Annotated in this window: 13 protein-coding genes; 4 read left to right on the top strand and 9 right to left on the bottom strand. The window is 62.2% G+C overall.

Annotation, left to right across the window (positions count from 1 at the left end):
• Positions 1-181: 181 nt before the first annotated feature.
• Positions 182-1,258, bottom strand: a complete 1,077-nt coding sequence (locus tag Q362_RS0108320) for a PEP-CTERM sorting domain-containing protein (RefSeq protein WP_084312471.1) — start codon at positions 1,256-1,258, stop codon at positions 182-184.
• A 189-nt stretch (positions 1,259-1,447) separates the two neighbouring features.
• Between Q362_RS0108320 and Q362_RS0108325 the strand changes: the two genes are divergently transcribed.
• The gene (locus Q362_RS0108325; protein ID WP_028318304.1) at positions 1,448-4,168 is read left to right on the top strand and encodes a DUF5801 repeats-in-toxin domain-containing protein; all 2,721 of its coding nucleotides are present in this window, start codon (positions 1,448-1,450) and stop codon (positions 4,166-4,168) included.
• A gap of 76 nt (positions 4,169-4,244) precedes the next feature.
• Here Q362_RS0108325 and Q362_RS19825 read toward each other — a convergent pair whose 3' ends face one another.
• The 3 genes from Q362_RS19825 to Q362_RS0108340 are packed head-to-tail and all read right to left on the bottom strand — an operon-like array spanning position 4,245 to position 8,436.
• Positions 4,245-4,877: a response regulator transcription factor gene (locus Q362_RS19825; RefSeq protein WP_051553921.1), complete on the bottom strand. Its 633-nt coding sequence runs from the start codon at positions 4,875-4,877 to the stop codon at positions 4,245-4,247.
• Between the two features lies 1 nt (position 4,878).
• The gene (locus tag Q362_RS0108335) at positions 4,879-6,252 is read right to left on the bottom strand and encodes an HlyD family type I secretion periplasmic adaptor subunit (protein ID WP_028318305.1); all 1,374 of its coding nucleotides are present in this window, start codon (positions 6,250-6,252) and stop codon (positions 4,879-4,881) included.
• 12 nt (positions 6,253-6,264) lie between these two features.
• A complete protein-coding gene (locus tag Q362_RS0108340) occupies positions 6,265-8,436 on the bottom strand; it encodes a type I secretion system permease/ATPase (protein WP_028318306.1) in 2,172 nt (723 codons plus the stop codon).
• A 101-nt stretch (positions 8,437-8,537) separates the two neighbouring features.
• Here Q362_RS0108340 and Q362_RS0108345 point away from each other — a divergent pair, with 101 nt between their 5' ends.
• Positions 8,538-8,870 (top strand): hypothetical protein, encoded by a 333-nt coding sequence (locus Q362_RS0108345; RefSeq protein ID WP_028318307.1) that lies wholly within the window; start codon positions 8,538-8,540, stop codon positions 8,868-8,870.
• A 14-nt stretch (positions 8,871-8,884) separates the two neighbouring features.
• Here Q362_RS0108345 and Q362_RS0108350 read toward each other — a convergent pair whose 3' ends face one another.
• The 5 genes from Q362_RS0108350 to Q362_RS0108370 all read right to left on the bottom strand — a co-directional run bounded on the left by Q362_RS0108350 (position 8,885) and on the right by Q362_RS0108370 (position 17,532).
• Positions 8,885-10,834 carry an EAL domain-containing protein gene (locus tag Q362_RS0108350; RefSeq protein ID WP_028318308.1) on the bottom strand — a complete coding sequence of 650 codons (1,950 nt, stop codon included), beginning with the start codon at positions 10,832-10,834 and terminating at the stop codon, positions 8,885-8,887.
• Positions 10,831-11,529: a transglutaminase-like cysteine peptidase gene (locus tag Q362_RS0108355; protein WP_051553924.1), complete on the bottom strand. Its 699-nt coding sequence runs from the start codon at positions 11,527-11,529 to the stop codon at positions 10,831-10,833. The genes Q362_RS0108350 and Q362_RS0108355 overlap by 4 nt, the downstream gene beginning before the upstream one ends.
• A 192-nt stretch (positions 11,530-11,721) precedes the next feature.
• Positions 11,722-13,197 (bottom strand): TolC family outer membrane protein, encoded by a 1,476-nt coding sequence (locus Q362_RS19830; RefSeq protein ID WP_051553926.1) that lies wholly within the window; start codon positions 13,195-13,197, stop codon positions 11,722-11,724.
• A gap of 134 nt (positions 13,198-13,331) precedes the next feature.
• Positions 13,332-15,263, bottom strand: coding sequence for a hybrid sensor histidine kinase/response regulator (locus Q362_RS0108365; RefSeq protein ID WP_084312473.1), 1,932 nt, complete (start codon positions 15,261-15,263; stop codon positions 13,332-13,334).
• 139 nt (positions 15,264-15,402) lie between these two features.
• Complete coding sequence (locus Q362_RS0108370; protein WP_028318311.1) at positions 15,403-17,532, bottom strand: HDOD domain-containing protein; 2,130 nt, start codon at positions 17,530-17,532, stop codon at positions 15,403-15,405.
• A 351-nt stretch (positions 17,533-17,883) separates the two neighbouring features.
• Between Q362_RS0108370 and mtnA the strand changes: the two genes are divergently transcribed.
• Entirely contained in the window at positions 17,884-18,981 is a 1,098-nt protein-coding gene (mtnA, locus tag Q362_RS0108375; protein WP_028318312.1) for an S-methyl-5-thioribose-1-phosphate isomerase, read from the top strand.
• Complete coding sequence (locus Q362_RS0108380) at positions 18,978-19,610, top strand: class II aldolase/adducin family protein (RefSeq protein WP_028318313.1); 633 nt, start codon at positions 18,978-18,980, stop codon at positions 19,608-19,610. Before mtnA ends, Q362_RS0108380 begins: the two co-directional genes overlap by 4 nt.
• The last annotated feature ends 6 nt before the right edge of the window (positions 19,611-19,616 follow it).

The following is a 19,616-nucleotide window of genomic DNA, read 5'->3' on the forward strand; positions in this document are numbered from 1 at the left end:
ACCATAGCACGATCACGCTGAAAGCGAAACAGCTTCCTCTGGAGCGGAGGGGGCGGGGAGAACGGAGGCGGGGAAGAGCGGTTGGCGCTGCCTTCGGCAGCGGGAAGCGGCGGGAACGATAAAAAAAACGGCCGCTTTCCGGGTGGAAAGCGGCCGTTGACCTTCGGTGAAGGAGAAAAACTTATCTGGTCCGGCGGCGAATACCGGCCAGGCCGATCAGGCCGGAACCGAGCAGCAGCGCGGTACCCGGTTCGGGAACGGGGGTAAACGCACCTTCGATGACGTCGTTGCCGCACTCCATGGTCCAATGAAGGCCGAGAGCGGTGCCATCCCATCCTGCATCCATTAAATCTGTCAAGCTCATGGTGATAACAAGGGCATAGTACTTGTTATCATTATCCTGCAGGTACTCCCAGGTACCAGCACCGAGGGAAGTGGCACTATTGGTTGAAACATTGTACCATGCTTCCTGTTCGGACCGGGATATTCCATATACAATGGAGCCACCGTCACCAACAGAATACAAGTTTGCATTGCCACTTGTATTTGCATTCTCAATCCCGCTCAGAGAAAGAACCAATTCCCAATCTTCTCCTGTGTTTTTACCGTCTGCTCCATAATTGGACTCGCTGGCATCAGGATTCCAGCCGTCGGTACTCAAGAAAAGATCGCCCGGGGCATAGCTTGATGACCTATTGAGCCAATTGTTGAAGTACTCATCTGAATAAATGGTTACTACCAGGTTGCCACCCGAAGTAACAACATCCATTCCGGTTATATTGTAACCAGCCCCCCATACGTCACCGCTTGTTGCAGGTGACGTCTTAGTCTGACCATCATTAGTGATGAGGTTTTTATCCTTATCACTCAACCCCGCGCCCCAAAATGTATCCTCGATATAGGCCGCTTGCGCGTTGGAAGCTGCAAGAACCGCAGTTGAAAGAATAGTTAGCGCAATCAATCGCAAGTTCTTATTCATAATCATTTCTCCTTTTCTAAAAGAAGTTATCTGCAGAAGGCCGAAACAGCACCGTTGGATTCTCAGGGTGCGATATGGTTGTTTGATTAAATGCATAACTGTATGCACAAGGCGAGCCTGTTTTGATAGCTGTATTTTTCTTCGTTTTATTTCAATATGTTGTTTGCTGTTGTTTGCCAGGAATGGCGATCTTCTGAAAAAGTTCGTCGTCTCTTTTTTCGATTCTTTCAGCTTCCCGGATTGATCGCTCTGGAATCGTCCGAATTTTCGGAAAAGCATGTCCAGGGCGTTTGATTATCCGGAAAACCGAAGCCGAGGCAATCAGCTCGTCTCCATACAGCGATAACATAACCGACCAGAAAAAACACGCAATAGTACCTTGGTACAATGGCAGTGTCTTTTTTTCTGGTTTACAGTATGCAAAATTATCGGGCGGAATTTTTCCCTCATTACTCAAAGGATGATCGCATGGCTCCAGTGAACAACCATCCCATTGGCAAGGTCTTTATCGTTTATGGCACAGTCAAGGCCGTTTCCCCCGCCGGCGTTGAACGTATCCTGACCCCGAACAGCCCCATATATGCCCACGAGCGGATCGTTACCGGTCCCGACGGTAGCATTTCCGTTGCCTTGACCGATCAGCAGGGGCATCTCGATTTGGGGCGAATGTCCGATGTGCTGTTGGACGGTGATGTCTATGGTGCCGGTGGGCACGAAGGGACCACGGATGCCGTCGCCCAGGTTGAGGATATCCAGGCTGCGTTGCAGGATGAAAATTTCGATCCCACCACCGATTTGCCCGCGACCGCGGCTGGCGCCGGTGTCTCCGGGGCGGGAGCTGGTGCGAGAGGCGGCGGCCGGCAGGTTGTGATCTTCTCCGCCGATCAGATGGAAGTGCTGCCCGATTCCGGTGCGGAAACCAGAGGCGTCTCGCTCAACTTTCTCGATCCTCCCCCTGGGGGAAATCCTGAAGAAGAGATTGCATCCGCACTTAATGACAACCCCACATTTCTTTTGAGCCCTGCGGTTGCCACCGTACAAGAAGATGCCTTGGGAACATCCTATGGCGATCCCGATAGCGATGCCACCATCGGTAATCCGGCCGATGTAGTCAATCCGACGGATATTCAGACCCTTGATCTCGCCAAACTGGTCACCGTTGATTTCGGCAACGATGGTCCTGGCTCCATCAGCTTCAGCGTCATTGATCCCGGTGGCGCCGTTGCGACAGGTTTGACCTCCGGCGGGCAGCAGATTTATTACATTCTGAATCAGAGCACCGGCGAGATTGAGGGCCGGGCCGGAGATTCAGCGGAAAGCGCTATTCGTGTGGTTTTCACGGTGAGCGTTGGCAGCAACGGTCAGGTTGTCTTCAATTTGGATGACAGGTTGGATCATCTGGGTGACCATGGCACAAATCTGCCGATCACTGATCTGGGGCAATATATTCAGGTGGTGGCTACTGACAGTGGCGGTGACACGACCGCGTCAACCTTCGCGGGCTTGGTGACGATCAATGTGATTGACGACGTGCCGGTTTTGATAACGACTTCTGACAGAATAACCGTTGACGAGGACGGATTGGCGGGAGCGAATGCGGATGCCGGCCGTGCTGGAGAAGTAAGCGGAACCGGCTTGGCAACGGCCACGGGGAACTTGGCGGACAACTTTAATTTTGGCGCTGATGGAGCAGCGGCACAGGCCATTTACAGCGTGAACGGAATAATGGCGAATGCATTGGGTCACATAGTGCTTGCAACATCAATTTACACACTGGATGTAACGGCGGCAACGGGGGCATATACCTTTACGCTGCACGAGAATTTGCTTCATGATTCCATCCAGGGAGAGAACCTTCAGGCATTGCTGGCAAATGGCGTGGAGCTGACAGTCGTGGCGCAGGATGCGGATGGGGATCAGGTGGCCGGAGCCATTACACTGAACGTGGACGTACTGGACGACGTGCCGGTTGCAAATGGCGCGCAACATGCCATCCTGGTCAATGAGGCCGGCAATTCCGTCGACGGAGATCTCGGTTTTGCATTTGGAGCCGATGGCCCGGCTCAACATACATTTGCTTTGCAGCTGCTTGACAAGGATGGCAACAGTCTTTCGGGATACGTAGTCGGGAACGATGGCATCCATCTGACATCGGGAGGAGAAAATCTTGTTTATGTTGATGATGGTGCTGGTGGTGTGAAGGCTGTTGTTGAAGGGACGGATCATGTTGTTTTCACGGTGAGTGTTGATCCTCATACCGGCACATATTCCGTGGCGTTAAGTAATGAGTACGCTCTTGACTCAACCCTTTCGAAGGATCTGTTTACTTCGGAAGGGAGCGATATCCCGCACCAAAGTGCAAGTTTCAATATCTCGGACGATCTTACGATCGTTGCCACAGCGCAATGGGTTGGGGGCGGAGGAGGCGTGCAAAGCATGGTCCAATGGGATGAGCACGGCATTGGGGTAAACAGCAATCCTTCATATGAATCTAATCAGATCAACTATGGTGAAGAGTTGACGCTGCAATTTCAGGATTCCCAGGGACATGCTCAATCGGTTAATGATTTCAGCTTTACTTTGTCCAACTTGGATGGAGTTGATGGTAGATCAGGTTTCATCCCTGATGTGGCTTCCTACACCTTATACTACCAGGGGGCAGAGGTCTACACTGGTACGGTGGAGGGTAAGGAAGGTGGCAATGGAATTGTGACCGTAAACCTTCATGATGTAACCGATGTGACCTTTGACACGATTGTTTTTGGCGTTGACGGGGATAAAGGAAGTTATCAGATACAGTCAGTCACGGTAGGTAATGTTGACCATGCCGTCACATACGATGTGGTGGCCACCGATGGCGATGGAGATACCGCTTCAACGACTTTCGATGTCACCTTTGATGCCGATGGCAATATTCATGGTTCTGATGCGAACGAGGTCATTGCCGGTGGGGCGGGAGCTGACAACATTGATGGCGGTGGAGGTGATGATGTGATCTACGGGCAGGGCGGGGATGACGTAATCCGCGGCGGTGACGGCGACGACAAGATCGACGGCGGCGCGGGACACGATCATATCACCGGCGGTGCGGGTGCCGACACCTTCATCGACTTGGAAGCGGGGGCCGGGGAAGTACACGACCAGACACCGCTGGACCACCTTGTCGGTTCCATAGGGCAGCATCCTTGATCCAGCCTGCCGCCCCGACGGCATGAGTGACGCTCCGGCCTGAACCAGGGTTTATTGACTGGTTCAGGCCGTTTCTTTATTTGTTGAACAACAGCGCCAGCCCCAACCGGCCCCGGATGGACGCCTTGGCGTACACGGCGCCGAGATGGGCCTTGACCGTCCGTTCGGTGATCCCCAACCGCTCGGCGATTTCCAGATTGGACAATCCCTCCGCCACCAGGCCGGCGATCTGATATTCCCGATCCGACAGATTGGCGAGCTGCCAATTCCGTTTGTTCTCCTCCGTGGCCTCTTTTTCCGGCAGCGTGGCCGGCGCGGACTCGGCGATCAACCGCTGCATCAGTTGCTGGTTGATCCAGACCGAACCCGAGGCGACCACCCGCGCCGCCTCCCGCAGCCGTTCCGGGTTGATGTAGCTGTTGGCATAGCCGACCACCCCCAGGCGGAGAAAGATCAGGCCCTCGGCCTCGTCCGGCCGGTCGGACAGGATGACCAGCTTGCAGGCCGGCTGCCGTTCGCGGATGTAGGCGACGATCTCCTGGTCGACCAGAAGGCGGTGGACGAACAGCAGGTCGAAGGAAATATGCTGGCCGACCAGGATACGCAGATCCTGCAGGGTGCTGGCCTGGTAGGTGCGAAAGAGCGAACCGAGGGCGGCGGACCAGCGCTCCCGCAGGCCGGTGTTGCCGCAGCAGAGGATCAGGTTCATCTCACCGCTCCCGCAGTGCCGTGTACTTGGCGCGCAGCACGGGCTTGAGCAGGTAGGAGAGGATGCTCTTCTTCCCGGTGAGGATATCCACCGAGACGACCATGCCGGGAATGATCGGCAGCGGTTTGTCCTTGCCGCCCAGGTAGTTCTGTTTGGTGCGCAGCCGGACCAGGTAGAAATCGTTGCCCTGCTTATCGGTGATGGAATCGGCGCTGATGTGCTCCAGATTCGCCTCCAGGCCGCCGTAGATGGTGAAGTCGTAGGCGGTGAACTTGACCATGGCGTGTTGGTTGGGCCGGAGAAAGGCGATGTCGGCCGGTTTGATCCGGGCCTCCACCAGCAGGGTGTCCTCCAACGGAACGATTTCGATCAGGTCCATGCCCGGCTGGATGGTGCCGCCCACGGTGTTGACCTTGATCTGGTTGATGGTGCCACGGACCGGCGACCGGACGGCGGTGCGCTGCAGGCGGTCCATCAGGGCCTCGGCGGAGGCGCTGATGGACTCGAGCTTGGCGTAGGCCTCGTTCAGATCGGCCCGCGCCGCATTGAAAAACACGAGCTGCTCGTTCTCCATGGCCTTCCTGGCCTCGGCGATCTTCGACTCCACCTTGGGGATCGCGATCCGGGTGGCTTCGATGTCGCCGCTCATCGCACTGTATTGGCGTTGCAGCCGCAGCACCTCGACTTCGGAGACCGCGCCCTGGGAAACCAGCGGTTTGGTCATGGCCAGCTCCCGTTGCAGCAGCCCGGCGGTGCGGCCCAGTTCGTCCAGCTTGGAGCGCAGTTCGGCCAGCTCCTGCTTGCGCTGGTTCCACTGTTCCTGCAGGATCTGCAGCTTGGCGGCCAGTTGTTCTTTCCGTGAATCGTACAGTTTTTGCTCGCGGCTGCCGATCTCCGGCTTTTCCTTGACCACCTCCTCGGGCACGGCAAACGGCCGGTCCTGGGTTTCGGCCTCCAGCCGGGCGATCTGGGCCTTGAGCGCCAGGTAGTTGACCCGGCTTTCCTGGTAGGGGGCCGAGAATCTGGTCTTGTCGATTTCGAGCAGCAACTGGTCCTTGTCGACGACGTCGCCGACATGGACCAGCAGTTTGGCGAGAATGCCGCCCTCCAGGTTCTGCACCACCTGGATCTGCTGGGACGGGATGACCTTGCCGTCGCCCCTGGTCACCTCGTCGATCTGGGAAAAGGCGGCCCAGACAAGGAAAAACAGGAAAAAAAGGCCGGTCAGCCAGACGATCAGCCGGCCGCCGCGGGGATTCTGCAGCAGCAGTGTCGACCGGATGTCGGTGGCCAGGTCCGGATCGGCTGCCGGCAGACGGCCAAAGAGGCCGGAAGAGGCCGGGGGCTGCTCGTTTTTCGGTTGCTGTTCGCTCATGTTGGTCTGTGCCTAGAGGTGAATCTGCCCGCTTCTCATGGCGGTCATGACCTGTTCGCGGGGGCCGTCGGCCACCACCGCGCCGTTGTCGATGAGGACGATCCGGTCGACCAGGTCGAGCAGCGAGCCGCGATGGGTGATCAGGATCAGGGTCTTGCCCGGCAGCAACTGGCCGAGGTGCTGCTTGAGCCGCGTTTCGCTGCGGTTGTCCATGGAACTGCTCGGCTCGTCGAAGACCAGGATGGGCGGGTCGTGCAACAGGGCCCGGGCGATGGCGACGCTCTGCCGCTGGCCGCCCGAAAGGCCGCGGCCCTGCTCGCCGATCTCCAGGTCGAAGCCCTTGGCGTGCCTGCCGACGAATTCGCTGACCCCGGAAAGCCGGGCGGCCCGGAGAATGCGGTCATCCTCCACCTCCGGCGAGCCGAGGATGATGTTGTCCCGGATGGTGCCGCGGAACAGGGTGATGTCCTGGGGCACATAGCCGATGAAGCGGCGCAGTTCGGCCGGGTCGATCTGGCGGATGTCGGTGTCATCGAGGGTCACCATGCCGGCGGTCGGCTCGTAGAGGCCGAGCAGCAGTTTGCCCAGGGTGGTCTTGCCCGAACCGATGGGCCCGATGATCGCCACCCGCTCGCCGGGCTCGATGGCCAGGGAGATATGGGCCAGCGCCAGCCCCGTCTGTTCGGGATATTGGAAATCGACCTGCTCGAAGGCGATCCTGCCCCGGCAGGCGCCGCGCAGCAGAAAGGTCCGGTCCGGCGGCCGTTCCACCGGCAGCTCCATGACGGCGTTCAGTTCCGCCAGGGCGGCCTTGGCCTGGTGGTAACGGGTGGCGAGGTTGACGACCTGGGACATCGGCACGATGGCCTGGCGGGAGAGGATGAGCAGGGCGATGATGCCGCCCTGGGTCAGTTCGCCGGCCGCGATCCGGTACACGCCGGCGATCACGGTCGTCACCGTGGCCAGGTTCATGACGAAGTCGGCGAAGTGGGCCACCGAGGAGGAAAAGAGCCGGGAGCGGCTGCTCCAGGTGGCGATGTGGCTGACCGTTTCCTCCCAGGCGCGCTGGATCTGGCTTTCCGCGCCCAGCATCTTGACGGTTTCGATGCCGGCCAGCCCCTCGACCAGGATCGAATTCTTCTGGACGGATGCCTGCAGGGACTGTCCCACCGCATGCTTGAGCGGCGCTTGCACGGCAAGGGCGAACAGTCCCATCAGGAGCACGGCGCTCAGATGGATGAGCACGATCGGCCCGCCCAGGTACCAGATGGCGACCAGACCCAGGACCATGAAGGGCAGGTCGATGAGGGCGGTGATCGAAAACGAGGTGATGAAATCGCGGATCGACTCGAAGTGCTGCAATTTCCTGGAGAAGGCGCCCACCGATTTCGGCCGCACTTCGAGCCGCAGGCCCAGCACCTGTTCCAGCAGGGTGGCCGACACCTGCAAGTTCGTCTTCTTGCCGGCCTCGTCGATGAAATAACCGCGCAGCCCCCGCAGAATCAGGTTGAAGACATAGACCACCCCGATGCCGATGCCGAGCACCCACAGTGTCTCGAAGGCCAGGTTGGGGATGACCCGGTCATAGACGTTCATGGTGAAGAAGGGGCTCGCCAGGCCGAAGATGTTGATCAGCAGCGAGGCGAGGAGCACATCCCGGTAGATCCGCCAGGACGAGAAGAGGGCGCCCCAGAACCAGTGGCCGTCCCTGGCGAGGGGGCGCTGGTCGAGCTGCCGGTCCTTCCGGAATTTGGGCCGGACGAAAAAGGCGAAGCCGCTGTACTTGCGTTCGAGCGCCTCCAGGGAGAGTTCGGTGTCGCCGAGCCCCGTTTCCGGCAGGACAACGGTGGCCCGTTGCGCTTGGTGATCGATGTTTGCCAGCAGGCACGCCTGGCCGCCGTCGAGCAGGAGCACTGTCGGCAGCTCAAGGTCCGACATCTGGGCGAGGGGACGCTTGAGCAGCCGGGTGATCAGGCCGGCCCTGTCCGCCGCGCGGCCGAAGAGTTCCACGGTGAGACGGTTGTCCACCAGGGGCAGGCCGGCGCGCAGGCCGGTCCGGGAGACCGGCAGGTTGTACAGCCTGCCGAGCTGGAGCAGACAGTCGGTGAGGGGGTCGTCGACGGAGTCCGGGCCGGGGTTCAGGCGCCAGGCCTCGTCGTGCTGGGGGCGTTCGGTTGCATTCATGCGGGGTGCACAGTCCGGTTGTGGAGCGATCAATGCCTGTGGTATGATGACTTGAGCATAACAAAATCAAGTGAAACAAGACGTTCAGCGGAGCAGCCACAATGTTGTATATCGAACGGGACGCCCAGGGGGCCATTGCCGCCATCCGCAGGGGCGGAGAGAAAGAACCGGGGCGCGAGCCCGCCTCCCTGCTCGACGCGGAGGTCCTGGCCTTTCTCAAGGCCGGCGGCGAACTGGAAACGCTGACCCATCTGCTGATGTCCTCGGACGCCTCGATGGTGCGGGTGCTCGAGGACCTGATCGATCTGCTGATCGCCAAGAAGCTGATCCTGATCACCGAACTGCCGCCCGAGGCGCGGGAAAAGATTCTCAGCCGCAAACAGATCCGCGCCCAGATGGCCGGCGACCAACTGATGGTCGACGACATCCTCTGACCGTCTTTTCCCCCTCACTGCACCGGTTCGGGCCGTCGGACAAAGTATCCCTGGACGGCATCGATGGGCAGGCCCGAGACGGTGTGCCACTGCTGTTCGGTTTCGACCCCTTCCACCACCACCTTGATGTCGAGGCTGTGCGCCACGGTGCAGAGCGCGTTGACAAAGAAATGGCTGTCGTCGCCGGCGTTCTGCAATTCGTTGGTGATGGCCCGGTCGATCTTGACGTAATCGGGCAGCAGGGATTTGAGATAGCCGAAATGGGAGAAGGCCTGGCCGAAGCGATCGATGCCGAGCGCGTGGCCCATGGGCCTGATTTCGCCGGCAAAGGATCTGAGCAGGTCCAGATGCCGGATGGCGCGGAATTCGGGGCACTCGATCTGGAGCCGCAGGCCGGCCTCGGCGCACCGGCGCAGATGCGGTACCAGCCAGGCAACGAAGTCGCCGTCGGCCAGCGACAGCGGCGACAGATTGATCGTCACCTGTGGCGGCGCGAACTGTTCCGGCGGCAGGGCGAGAAACCGTTCCAGGATGAGGCGGTCGAAAGCGGGCATCAGGCCGAGTTGCTCGGCCATGGGGACGATCCGGCCGATCGACAGGTGGGTGCCCTGGTCATCGATCACCCGGGCCAGCAATTCGTGGTGGACGACCAGGTTCCGGTTGCCGCGGCTGACCACCGGTTGGCTGTACAGGACGACGGAACCGCCGGCGAGCACGTTTTCCAGGAGCGGCCGCCATTCGCTCTTGCCGGCGGCGAGCGTCTCCGGGCCGGCAGCCGGCGGGGCGATGACGGCACGGTTATCGTGATGGTAACGGGCGGTGGCCAGGGCGGTGTCGGCCTTGGTCAGCAGGGCACCTAATTCGATTTCCCGGTCGTAAATGGTGCCGCCGCAGATCACGGGAGGCGGCTGTCCGGGCCGTTCGGCATCCGGCGGGCACAGGTCGGCGAGCACGGTGTCGGCCAACTGGGCGGCCGCGGCCAGGTCCACGTTGGGGAGCAGCAGGGCGAGATCGCCGCCGCCCAGCCGGGCGGCGATGACCTCGGGCAGTTCCGCGCAGGCCCGCTGGATGCAGGCGGCCGTCTCTTTGATCAGCCGGTCGCCGGCCGCATAGCCCTGTTCCCGGTTGACCGCGTTGAGATCGCGGATCTGGAAGAGGAGCAGGGCGCCCCTGGTCGTCCTGTCGGCGAGCTTGGCCTTGGCCTGCGTTGCCAGAAAACGCCTGTTGCCCAGGCCGGTCAGCGCATCCTGGTAGGCCCGCTGCCTGAGGGCCTCGGCGATGGCCGTCTGCTCGTCGAACAGCGCCCGGATGCGCTCGGTCATCCGGTTCATGGCGAGGACCACGCGCCGCAGTTCCCTTGTGCGGGGCAACGGTTCCTGGATGAGGAAACGCCGCTCGCACAGCGCCTGGGCCTGTTCCTCGACCCGGTGCAGGGGACGGAGGAGCCGGCGCAGGCCGAGCCCGCCCAGCAGCGCCACGGCCACGGCGGCGGCGGCGCACCACTGGGCCGCCGCCAGGGCGGATCGCCACAGTGTCTGGTAGGCATAGCCGGGATGGCTTTCGACGATGACCGAACCGGTCCGTTGCCAGCCGTGCATGATCAGGGCGTCGGCCTGGGGGGCGGCCAGCGGCGTCAGCCGGATGAACCAGGCCGGCACGCCCTCGATGGCCAGGTCGGCCTGGCGGTCGATCACCACCTTGCCCTCGACGTCGAGCAACTGGATGCGCCGGTAGAACCCCCGATCGAACAGGGCGTTGATCATGGCCTCCATGGCCGGAATGTCCGTGCCCTTGGCCAGGGTGCTGAGCGAGAGGCCGAGCGAGGTCGCGGTGTCCTGGGCATGGGATTCGAGCTGGTCGGCGAGGAAGTCGCGGGTGCGGGTGTGATCGCCCACCCAGAGGCCGGCGCCCAGGCAGGCCAGGATGATGAGGGTGAAGAGCAGCAGTTGTCGGTAGAGTGTCATGGGGTTTCCTCGTCCACTTCCATTTCGCCGGACATCCGGTCCACTAAGTCGTTCCAGCGCTTGAGCCGGTCGCTGCCGCCGATCAGCTTGCCCTTGCCGCGCTGTTTCGCCAGCCAGAGCCCTGAACCGTTCATGCTGTACACCGGCAACAGGTCGGTCCGCTGCGAGGAGGGCAGGATGGCCTCGACCAGGTTGTCGAGCACCAGCGGTTCCGCACCGGGGGTCGGATAGTAGGTCAGGACCATGTGGGCCTGGTTGAGGCGCAGGGCCTTGACGTAGGTCAGGGTCAACCGGTCTTCGGGGATGCCGAGTTTGATCAGGGTGAAGAATTTGGCGATGGCGAAATCCTCGCAATCGCCGGCGTTGCTGGCGATGAATTCGATCGGCGTTGCCCAGTAGTCGGGCTGTTTCCAGTGTAGGGCATCGTCGACGAAGCGCATGGTGTTCAGAAACCGGTTCACCCGTTCCAGCTTCGCCCGGTCCGTGCCTTCGGTGGTCTGCACCAGACTCTGCCAGGCGAGCAGACGTTCGCGGGCGCCGGCGCCGAACCGTTGGACCATCAGACGCATGGTCTGCTCGTTGATGACAAACGGCTCACCCGTCAACACCTGCGACCCGGGGATGGCCAGGAAGAGCAGGAGCCACCACAGGATCGGACTCCGGATCAACGAGAGGGAGCGCGCGCGGGGAGGCATGGAGAAAGTGGTCTAGGAAGAACGGTGTCTGCGCATGGTGTCAGCATGTCCCGTCAAACAAGCAGCTTATCTTCCCGTAGAGAAAAGAGGCTCACCCCATCCGGGAGGCATGGGGTGAGCAACGGCGGCACCGGCGGCACGGACAGCCGCCTGCCCCCGGCCGTGGCGGGGCGAACGGCGGCGGCGCGCCGGTCACTCCATGGTCAACGGGTTGAGCTTCAACGACGAACCGCCCGCCGCCGCAGGAGCGGAGGCGGTCACGGCGTCCGTTGCCGCTGAGACGCGGGCGAGGTGCCGTTCCGGCTTTTTGGGCGCGCTGCTGCCGGTGGTCGGCGCGGCCTCGGTTCTCTCGCCGTCGATCGATCCCTCCGTGGGCCAGCGGAGGTCGAGCGCGGGGATCAGCCTGCCGATGCTGTTGAGAATCCTGTACTGGGCATAGAGGCCGTCATGCTCGGCGGTGACCAGTTGCCGGGCGGAGTCGATGCGTTCGGCCTCGGCGTCGAGGACGTCGAGCAGGGTTCGTTGGCCGATGTTCCACTGCTTGGTGTAGGCGCTGGCCGTACTGGCGGCGAACTGCATGCGCTGCCTGAGATAGCTGATCTTCTTCTTGGCGGCCTCGTGGGCCTGCCAGGAAAGCCGGGTGGATTCGACCACCTGCCGGTGGGTGTGATTCCTGATCTCCTGCGCCTCGTTGATCAGATGGGTGGTCTCGCTTTTCCTCGCCTCGTCCTTCCACCCGTTGAACAGGTTGTAGCGCAGGCGGAGAAAGATGCGCAGGTCCTCCCGTTTGTCGCCGTCGTAGTAATCGCTGAGATAGGTGTCCTCCTCCCAGACCTTGTCCGCTTCCAGGTCGATGATCGGCATGAAGGGACTCTTGGCCACCTCGTCCTGCTTGCGGCGGGCTTCCAGATCGGCCACCGCCGACTTGAGCTGGGGATGGTTGGCAAGGGCCATGCTTTCGGCCTCGTCGCGGCTGGCGGGCAGCAGGGGGGCGGGGCTGTCCGGCTGGCTCAACTGCGCGGGCGGATTGCCGATGACCGCATTGTAGTTGGTCTGGGCATCGAACAGGTTCTGCTCGGCGACCACGACATTGGCCTGGGCCAGGTTGAGACGGCTCTGGATCTGGTCCATGTCGGCGAGCCGGTCGACGCCGGATTCGCTGCGCAGCCTGATCTGATCGGCGATGCGCTGATGCAGGGTCAGGTTTTCCTGGGCCAGTTCGACGATGGCCTGGTTCTTCAGGACCTCCAGGTACACGTTCACCGCCTTGAGCGCGGTGTTGTCCGCCGTGCTGCGCACGACAAAGGCCTCGGACTGCACCCGCGCCTTTTGCCGGTCCACCTCGTTCATGGTGGAAAGACCGGCGAACAGATTCTGGCGCACCCCGATTTTCACCTGCTGCGGGCTGAGATCGTCGTCGAACGGTTTGTCCACGTAGTCCCTGCCGGTCCCGGCCTCGAAGTTCACGCTGGGGAAATAGCCGGATCGAGCCTGCCGGACCTCCTCGTCCCTGGCCAGGCGGCTATGGGCCACCGAGCGGACATCGGGATTGGTGGCGATGATCTGATGCACGGCTTCTTGAAGCGTCTGGGCGGACGCGGGCACGCCGGCCTGGGCGCCGCCCATCAACAGGAAAGCGAAAACGGTACAGTACCTTTTAAGTGCCATGACGATTCCTTTAAGCGATTGAAGAGGGAAAACGAAAACGGACGCATCGAACAAGTCGCACTCTTTATAACTGAACTCGCTCAGTTATGGGAGGAACTTTTCGGGAGTGAGAGTTTTTTTCAGTAAGGTGGCGTTCAGGCCGAGGGGGAGGGCTGCCTGGTGCTGATTTCCATCTTGAGGGCCTGGGCCAACTCATGGAGCGAGTAGGGTTTCTTGACGAACTGGCTGATGCCGAGTTCCATGGCCCGGCGGATATCCTCGGCGTTGGAATAGCCGGTGGTGATGATGGCCTTCTGGCCGGGAACGTGGCGAAGCATGCGCTCGTAGGTTTCGCAGCCGTTGATGCCCGGGTCCATCATCATGTCGAGGATGACCAGGTCCACCGGCGTGTGCTTGATGTATTCGATGGCCTCCTCGCCCGATTGGGCGGTCAGCGGGTGATAGCCGAGCCGGGCGAGCAGGCGGCTGGCGATTTCGCGCTGGCTTTTCTGGTCGTCCACCACCAGAATCTTCTCGCCGTTGCCGTGATGCAGGCTGATGACCGGCACGGGCTGCACCGGCTGGGACACGTCCTGCCGGTCGGCCGGAAAGTACAGGGAAAACAGTGAGCCCTTGTCGCTGCTCACGACATCGATGAACCCGCCGTGATCGTGCACCGTGTTCCAGACCACGGCCAGCCCGAGGCCGGTGCCGCTGCGGCCCATCACCTTCTTGCTGTAAAAGGGGCTGAAGATCTGCGTGACGTCCTGTGAGGAAATGCCGGGGCCATCGTCCTCCACCGAGATCATGACGTAATCGCCGGGCTCGATGGTCTCGTGCCCGTGGTGGGGGGAGGTGAACCGGATGTTCTTGGTGGCCACGATGATGCGTCCCTGCCCCTGGATGGCCTCGGCGGCGTTGTTCACCAGGTTCATGATCGACTTGGCCAGATGGATGGCCGAGCAGTTGATATTGTGGAGCTTGCCCTCCAGATAGGGGGTGATCTGCACGGCGGGGAAGCGCTGGCAGATCTCCTTGAATTCCATGGATTTCAGGTAGTCGGTGACAATGTCGTTGACATTGTGCACCTCCTTTTTGCAGGTGGCGCCGCGGGCCACGGTGAGCAGGTCGTTGACCACCGCCGCCGCCCGCTTGCCGGCCTCGCGGATCATCAACAGTTCTTCCCGGTATTTGAATTCCTCGCCCAGGTCCATGAGCAGCAATTCCGGGTAGGTGATGATGCCGGCCATGATGTTGTTGAGGTCGTGGGCCACGGAACTGGCCATCAGGCCCAGCGATTCCATGCGTTTGGCATCGGCCAGCTTTTCCGTCAGCGCGATCTTCTGCTGCATGGCGATCTCGCTGTCGGTGACGTCGCGGATGGCGGCCACCTGCACCTGCCGGCCCTGAAAATCGATGTGCTTGACCCTGAATTCGACGGGAAAGCTGGAGCCGTCCCTGCGGATGCCCCTGGCCTCGAACGGCCCGATGGGGTCCGATTCGGCCGGGGCGTTCATGAGGCGGATGGTGTCGCGGTCCAGCAGCACGTCGAAGATCTGCCTGCCCAACAGTTCGCTTTCCTGGTAGCCGAACATCTTGCAGAGCTGGTTGTTGGCCAGGAGCAGCTCGCCCCTGTCGTAGATGATGATCCCCTCCCAGGTCGCCTGGGCCAGTTGGCGGAACCGTTTCTCGCTGTTGTGGAGGTCCTGCTTGAGCTGCTTGTGCTGGATGGACCGGGCGATGGTACGCAGCAGGCTGTCCGGGGGGCAGGGTTTGCGGAGAAAATCGTAGACGCCCAGCCGCAACGATTCCACGGCATTGTCGATGGTGGCGTTGCCGGTGAGGATGATGATGGCCGTGCCGGGGTGCTCCTCGCCGATGCGGGCGGCGATGTGGTTGCCGCTCATGTCCGGGAGGTCCATGTCCACCAGGGCCGCGGCATAGGCGGCGCGCCGCAGCTGCAGGAGCGCCTCTTCGCCGGAATGGGCGATGTCGGCCCGATATCCCTCGGCTCTCAGCAGGATGGCGAGACTGTTGCAAAGATGCACTTCGTCGTCAACGACAAGAACAGAGGGCAACCGAGACATGGGGCTGGGCAAATTTCTCGCTGAAATTTTTGTTGGTATTGCGCAAAAAAACAAGCGGTTGTGCAAATATGTCCATTCAAGCGCGTTTACATGCAAAAGTCCACTGAAAAATGGTGTTTTTCCAATGGAGACAAGGTTTTCAGGCTGGGAGGGCGAGGGTGAAGACCGTTTGGCCGGGTTGCGATCGGTAGTTGATGGTGCCGCCCATCCGGGTCGTCAGCCTGTGGACGATGGCCAGGCCGAGCCCGCCATGGCGGCCGCCCTTGGTCGAGGTGCCGGCAGTGAACAGGATGGCGCCCAGGCCGGGATCGATGCCGGGGCCGTCGTCCTCGACGGTCATCAGCACGGTGCCGCTGACCTCGGCCGTTGTCCTGACGGTGACGTGGCCCTGTCCGGCCACGGCGTCCACGGCGTTGCCGAGCAGATTCTGCAGGATCTGGCTGAGACAGTGGCGATCGGTCCGGATGGGCAGGGGATCGGGCCAGGGGACATAGGTGAAGTCGACCCGGCTGGTGGTGCCGGAGGCGGTCCGGAACAGTTGCAGCGTTTCCGCGATCAGCCTGTGCAGGTCCAGCGGCTCGGGGCGGATTTCGTCGTGCTCCTGGGCCAGATCTTCCAGGCCCAGGGTGATGTGGCCGAGGCGTTCCAGCTCGTTGTCGAGAATGGCCAGTTCGTCGCCGATCGGCTCCCCCTGTTCGCTTTTCTTGCCGAGGATGCGGGTGTAGTTGCGGAGGGTGGCCAAGGGATTGTTGATTTCGTGGGCGATCTTCCGGGCGGCCAGGGTCGCGGCCTGTATGCGCTCGGCGACGATCTGCTCCGCCTGCGCCGTGCGCATCCGCTCCATGGACAGACAGATGGCCGCATGGTTGGCCAAAAGCCGGAGGGGCGTCCATTGGCCATTGAAGCGATGAAAGGCGGCCTCGCCCAGGCCGATGAGGAGCAGTCCCAGCGTCTCCTGCCGGCAGACCATGGGAATGGCCACCATGCCCTCGGTGCCGAGCAGATGCAGCAGTTGGGTGTCGAGCAGGCTGGCGGCGCGCTTGCCGTCGGTCTTCTTGCCGAAGGAGTGGAGCAGCCGGCCGGCGCGGATGGCTCTGCCGGGCAGGCTGCGGGCGTAGCGCTGCGGGGAAAAGGCCAATCCGTCCATTTCCCCGGCCAGCCTGTTGTCGGGCGAGGCCACGCCGCGCAATTCGCCGCCGTGCCCGTCCAGCACCATCATCAGGCACGCTTCTTCGTTGAAGAGGATGCGCAACCCCTGCTCCACCGCGGCCGCCACCTGGATGGTGTTTTCCGCCCGGAGCAGGTTGTCGAGCAGGCCGCTCATCTGGGTGATTTCGCGGACGCGGCTGATCAGGCCCAGGGAGGTTTCCTTGTGGATTTCCTGGCTTTCCGGTTCCTGGTCGTGGGAGCTTTTGGCGCTGCGCGGGACGTGGATGCCGAGCAGGTCGGCCAGTTCCCCGATCCGCTCTTCCACGCCTTCGTACAGGGCCGACACCTGCTCGCCGGACAAATCGAAGAGGCGCCCGGCCGCATCCAGGCAATCCCGGCCCCCGGTGCTGCTGTGGCTCAGCAGATCGGCGAGACAGGCGATTCTCGTCAGCGGCAGGGCCTGTTCCACCTCCTCGAGGGGATGATGGTGATAACGGATGGCGTCGGCCAGCAGGGTCGGCAGGTGCCACTGCTCGCAGAGCCAAGCCCCGGCCGAACAGTGGTTGACGTGGAGTTTTTCCTCTTCGAGAAAGGCCAGCCGGCCGTTGTGGCAGCGGACGCCCTTGAGCAGGAGGGGGGCGTATTTGCCGGGGAAGGCCATCCAGAGCAGCAGTTTGCCGATATCGTGCAGCAGGCCGGTCAGGTAGGCTTCCGCAGGGTCGGGGTATCCGGTGGCAACGGCGATGTTCCGGGCCAGGAGGGCGGTGAGGAAGCTGTGGTGCCAGAACCGGTCGACCGACAGCAGACTGTTGTTTTCCACCCGGCGGAAGACCTGCTGCACCGACAGGCTGATCGCCAGGTTGCGGATGGTATCGCTTCCGAGGTACACCACCGCCTGTTCCAGGTTGGTGAAGGGGCGGCGCGCCCCGATGAAGGCCGAATTGACCAGTTGCAGTAATTTCGCGCTGATAGCCGCGTCCTTGTCGACAATACGGACAATGGCCTGCAAGTCGATCTCCGGTTCATGGCATTTGTCGATCAACTGGACCAGTATCTGGGGCATGCTCGGCAGGTTGCCGGAGATTTTGAGGGTATTGAAGACAGCGTCGGAGGTGGTCATGGCCGAATACGGTGAGCCGGTATGGATAACTCTCTTAAAACAGGCGACTTTACTTTGTATAGCAGAGCGTTGGCGAAAAATCCAGCAGCCGCGTTGAGGAGAATCATTATTTTTTTTACCTCCTTTTCGAAACGGTTTGGGAAGGGACGGAATGCGGCAAGAAGCCGCGGTGCGCCGCCCCGCCGCATGTCGGGCCTGCCATGTCCTTGTCCCGAGGGATCCTGCGGGGAGGGCATAATTCGCTTGCCCCCGGTGGCCGCTTCCGGTAGGAAAAGTCATCACGACCAACATCGGGCAGGTTCCGGTGGCGGCATCGCGCCGCCGGGACTCCGGACAGCGACGAGGTGAACAGTGCAGGTCAACGGGCAGGCGTATCGTTCAATTTGGCTGGCGGCGGACGGCGTGGGGGTGGAGATCATCGACCAGACCCGGCTGCCTTTTCGTTTTGAGGTGGTGCGGCTGGAACGGCTGGAGGAGGCTACGAGCGCGATCAGCCGGATGCTGGTGCGGGGCGCGCCGCTGATCGGGGCCACCGCCGCCTACGGCCTGTGCCTGGGATTGCGGCAGGCCACCGGTTCGCAGGCCCTGGAAGAGATGGCCCGCCAACTGATCGCCTGCCGGCCCACGGCCGTCAATTTACGCTGGGCGGTGGAACGGATGCTGCGCTGTCTCCTGCCCCTGTCCGAAGAACGGCGGCTGGCCGCGGCCTACCGCGAAGCCGGGCGGATCTGCGAAGAGGACGTGGCCACCAACGAGGCCATCGGCCGCCATGGCCTCTCCCTGATCAGGGAATTGTGGCAGCGGAAGAAGGCGGGTGAGGCAGTCAACATCCTCACCCATTGCAATGCCGGCTGGCTGGCCACGGTCGACTGGGGCACGGCGCTCGCCCCGGTCTATGCCGCTGCGGCGGCGGGCATCCCGATCCATGTCTGGGTGGACGAGACCCGGCCCCGCAACCAGGGCGCCAGCCTGACCGCCTGGGAGCTGGTGGCGGCGGGCATCCCCCATCATCTGCTGGTCGACAATGCCGGCGGCCATCTCATGCAGCACGGCCGCGTCGATCTGTGCATCGTCGGCACCGACCGGACCACGGCCAGCGGCGACGTCTGCAACAAGATCGGCACCTATCTGAAGGCTCTGGCCGCCCGGGACAACGGCGTGCCCTTTTACGTGGCCCTGCCGGGCTCGACCGTGGACTGGACCGTGGACGACGGCGTGATGGAGATTCCCATCGAGGAGCGGGGGACGGAGGAGGTCTTGCGCGTGCAGGGCGAGGACGACAGCGGCACGCTGCGCATCGTGGCCATTGCCCCGGCTGCCACGCCGGCGGTCAATCCGGCCTTCGATGTCACCCCGGCCCGGCTGGTGACCGGATTGATCACCGAGCGGGGCATCTGTCCGGCCAGCCGCGAGGGACTCCGTGGCCTCTATCCGGAGCAGGGGCAATGAGCGGGCAATCCGCGTCGGAGTCGGTGCTGGCCACGGCCCGGGCCATGAACAGCCAGGGCTTGAACCAGGGCTCCGCGGGCAATGTCAGCGTGCGCGACGGCGGCGGGTTCTGGATCACGCCCTCGGCCCTGCCCTACGACCGATGCGGTGCCGACGACATGGTGTGGCTGGACCTGGCCGGGCAGGCGCGGGGACGGCGCAAGCCCTCGTCCGAATGGCGGATGCACGCCGACATCTACCGCACCTATCCTCAGGCCGGCGCCATCCTGCACGCCCACAGCCCCTATTGCACAACCCTGGCCTGCCTGGAGCGGTCCATCCCCGCCTTTCACTACATGGTGGCCATGGCCGGCGGCGATTCGATCCGCTGCGCCCCCTATGCCACCTTCGGCACCCAGGCCCTGTCCGATGCGGCGATCGCGGCGCTGCGCGACCGGTCCGCCGCCCTCCTGGCCCATCACGGCATGATCTGCCATGCCGCGGACCTCGACCGTGTCCTGGCCCTGGCCATTGAGGTGGAAACCCTGGCGCGGATCTATCTCCAGGCCCTGGCCGTGGCCGAGCCGCCGGTTTTGCCGGCGGCGGAAATGGCCGAGGTTCTGCGCCGGTTCAAGGACTACAAGGCGTAACGGGCA

The organism is Desulfobulbus elongatus DSM 2908, assembly GCF_000621145.1.
Lineage (GTDB): Bacteria > Desulfobacterota > Desulfobulbia > Desulfobulbales > Desulfobulbaceae > Desulfobulbus > Desulfobulbus elongatus.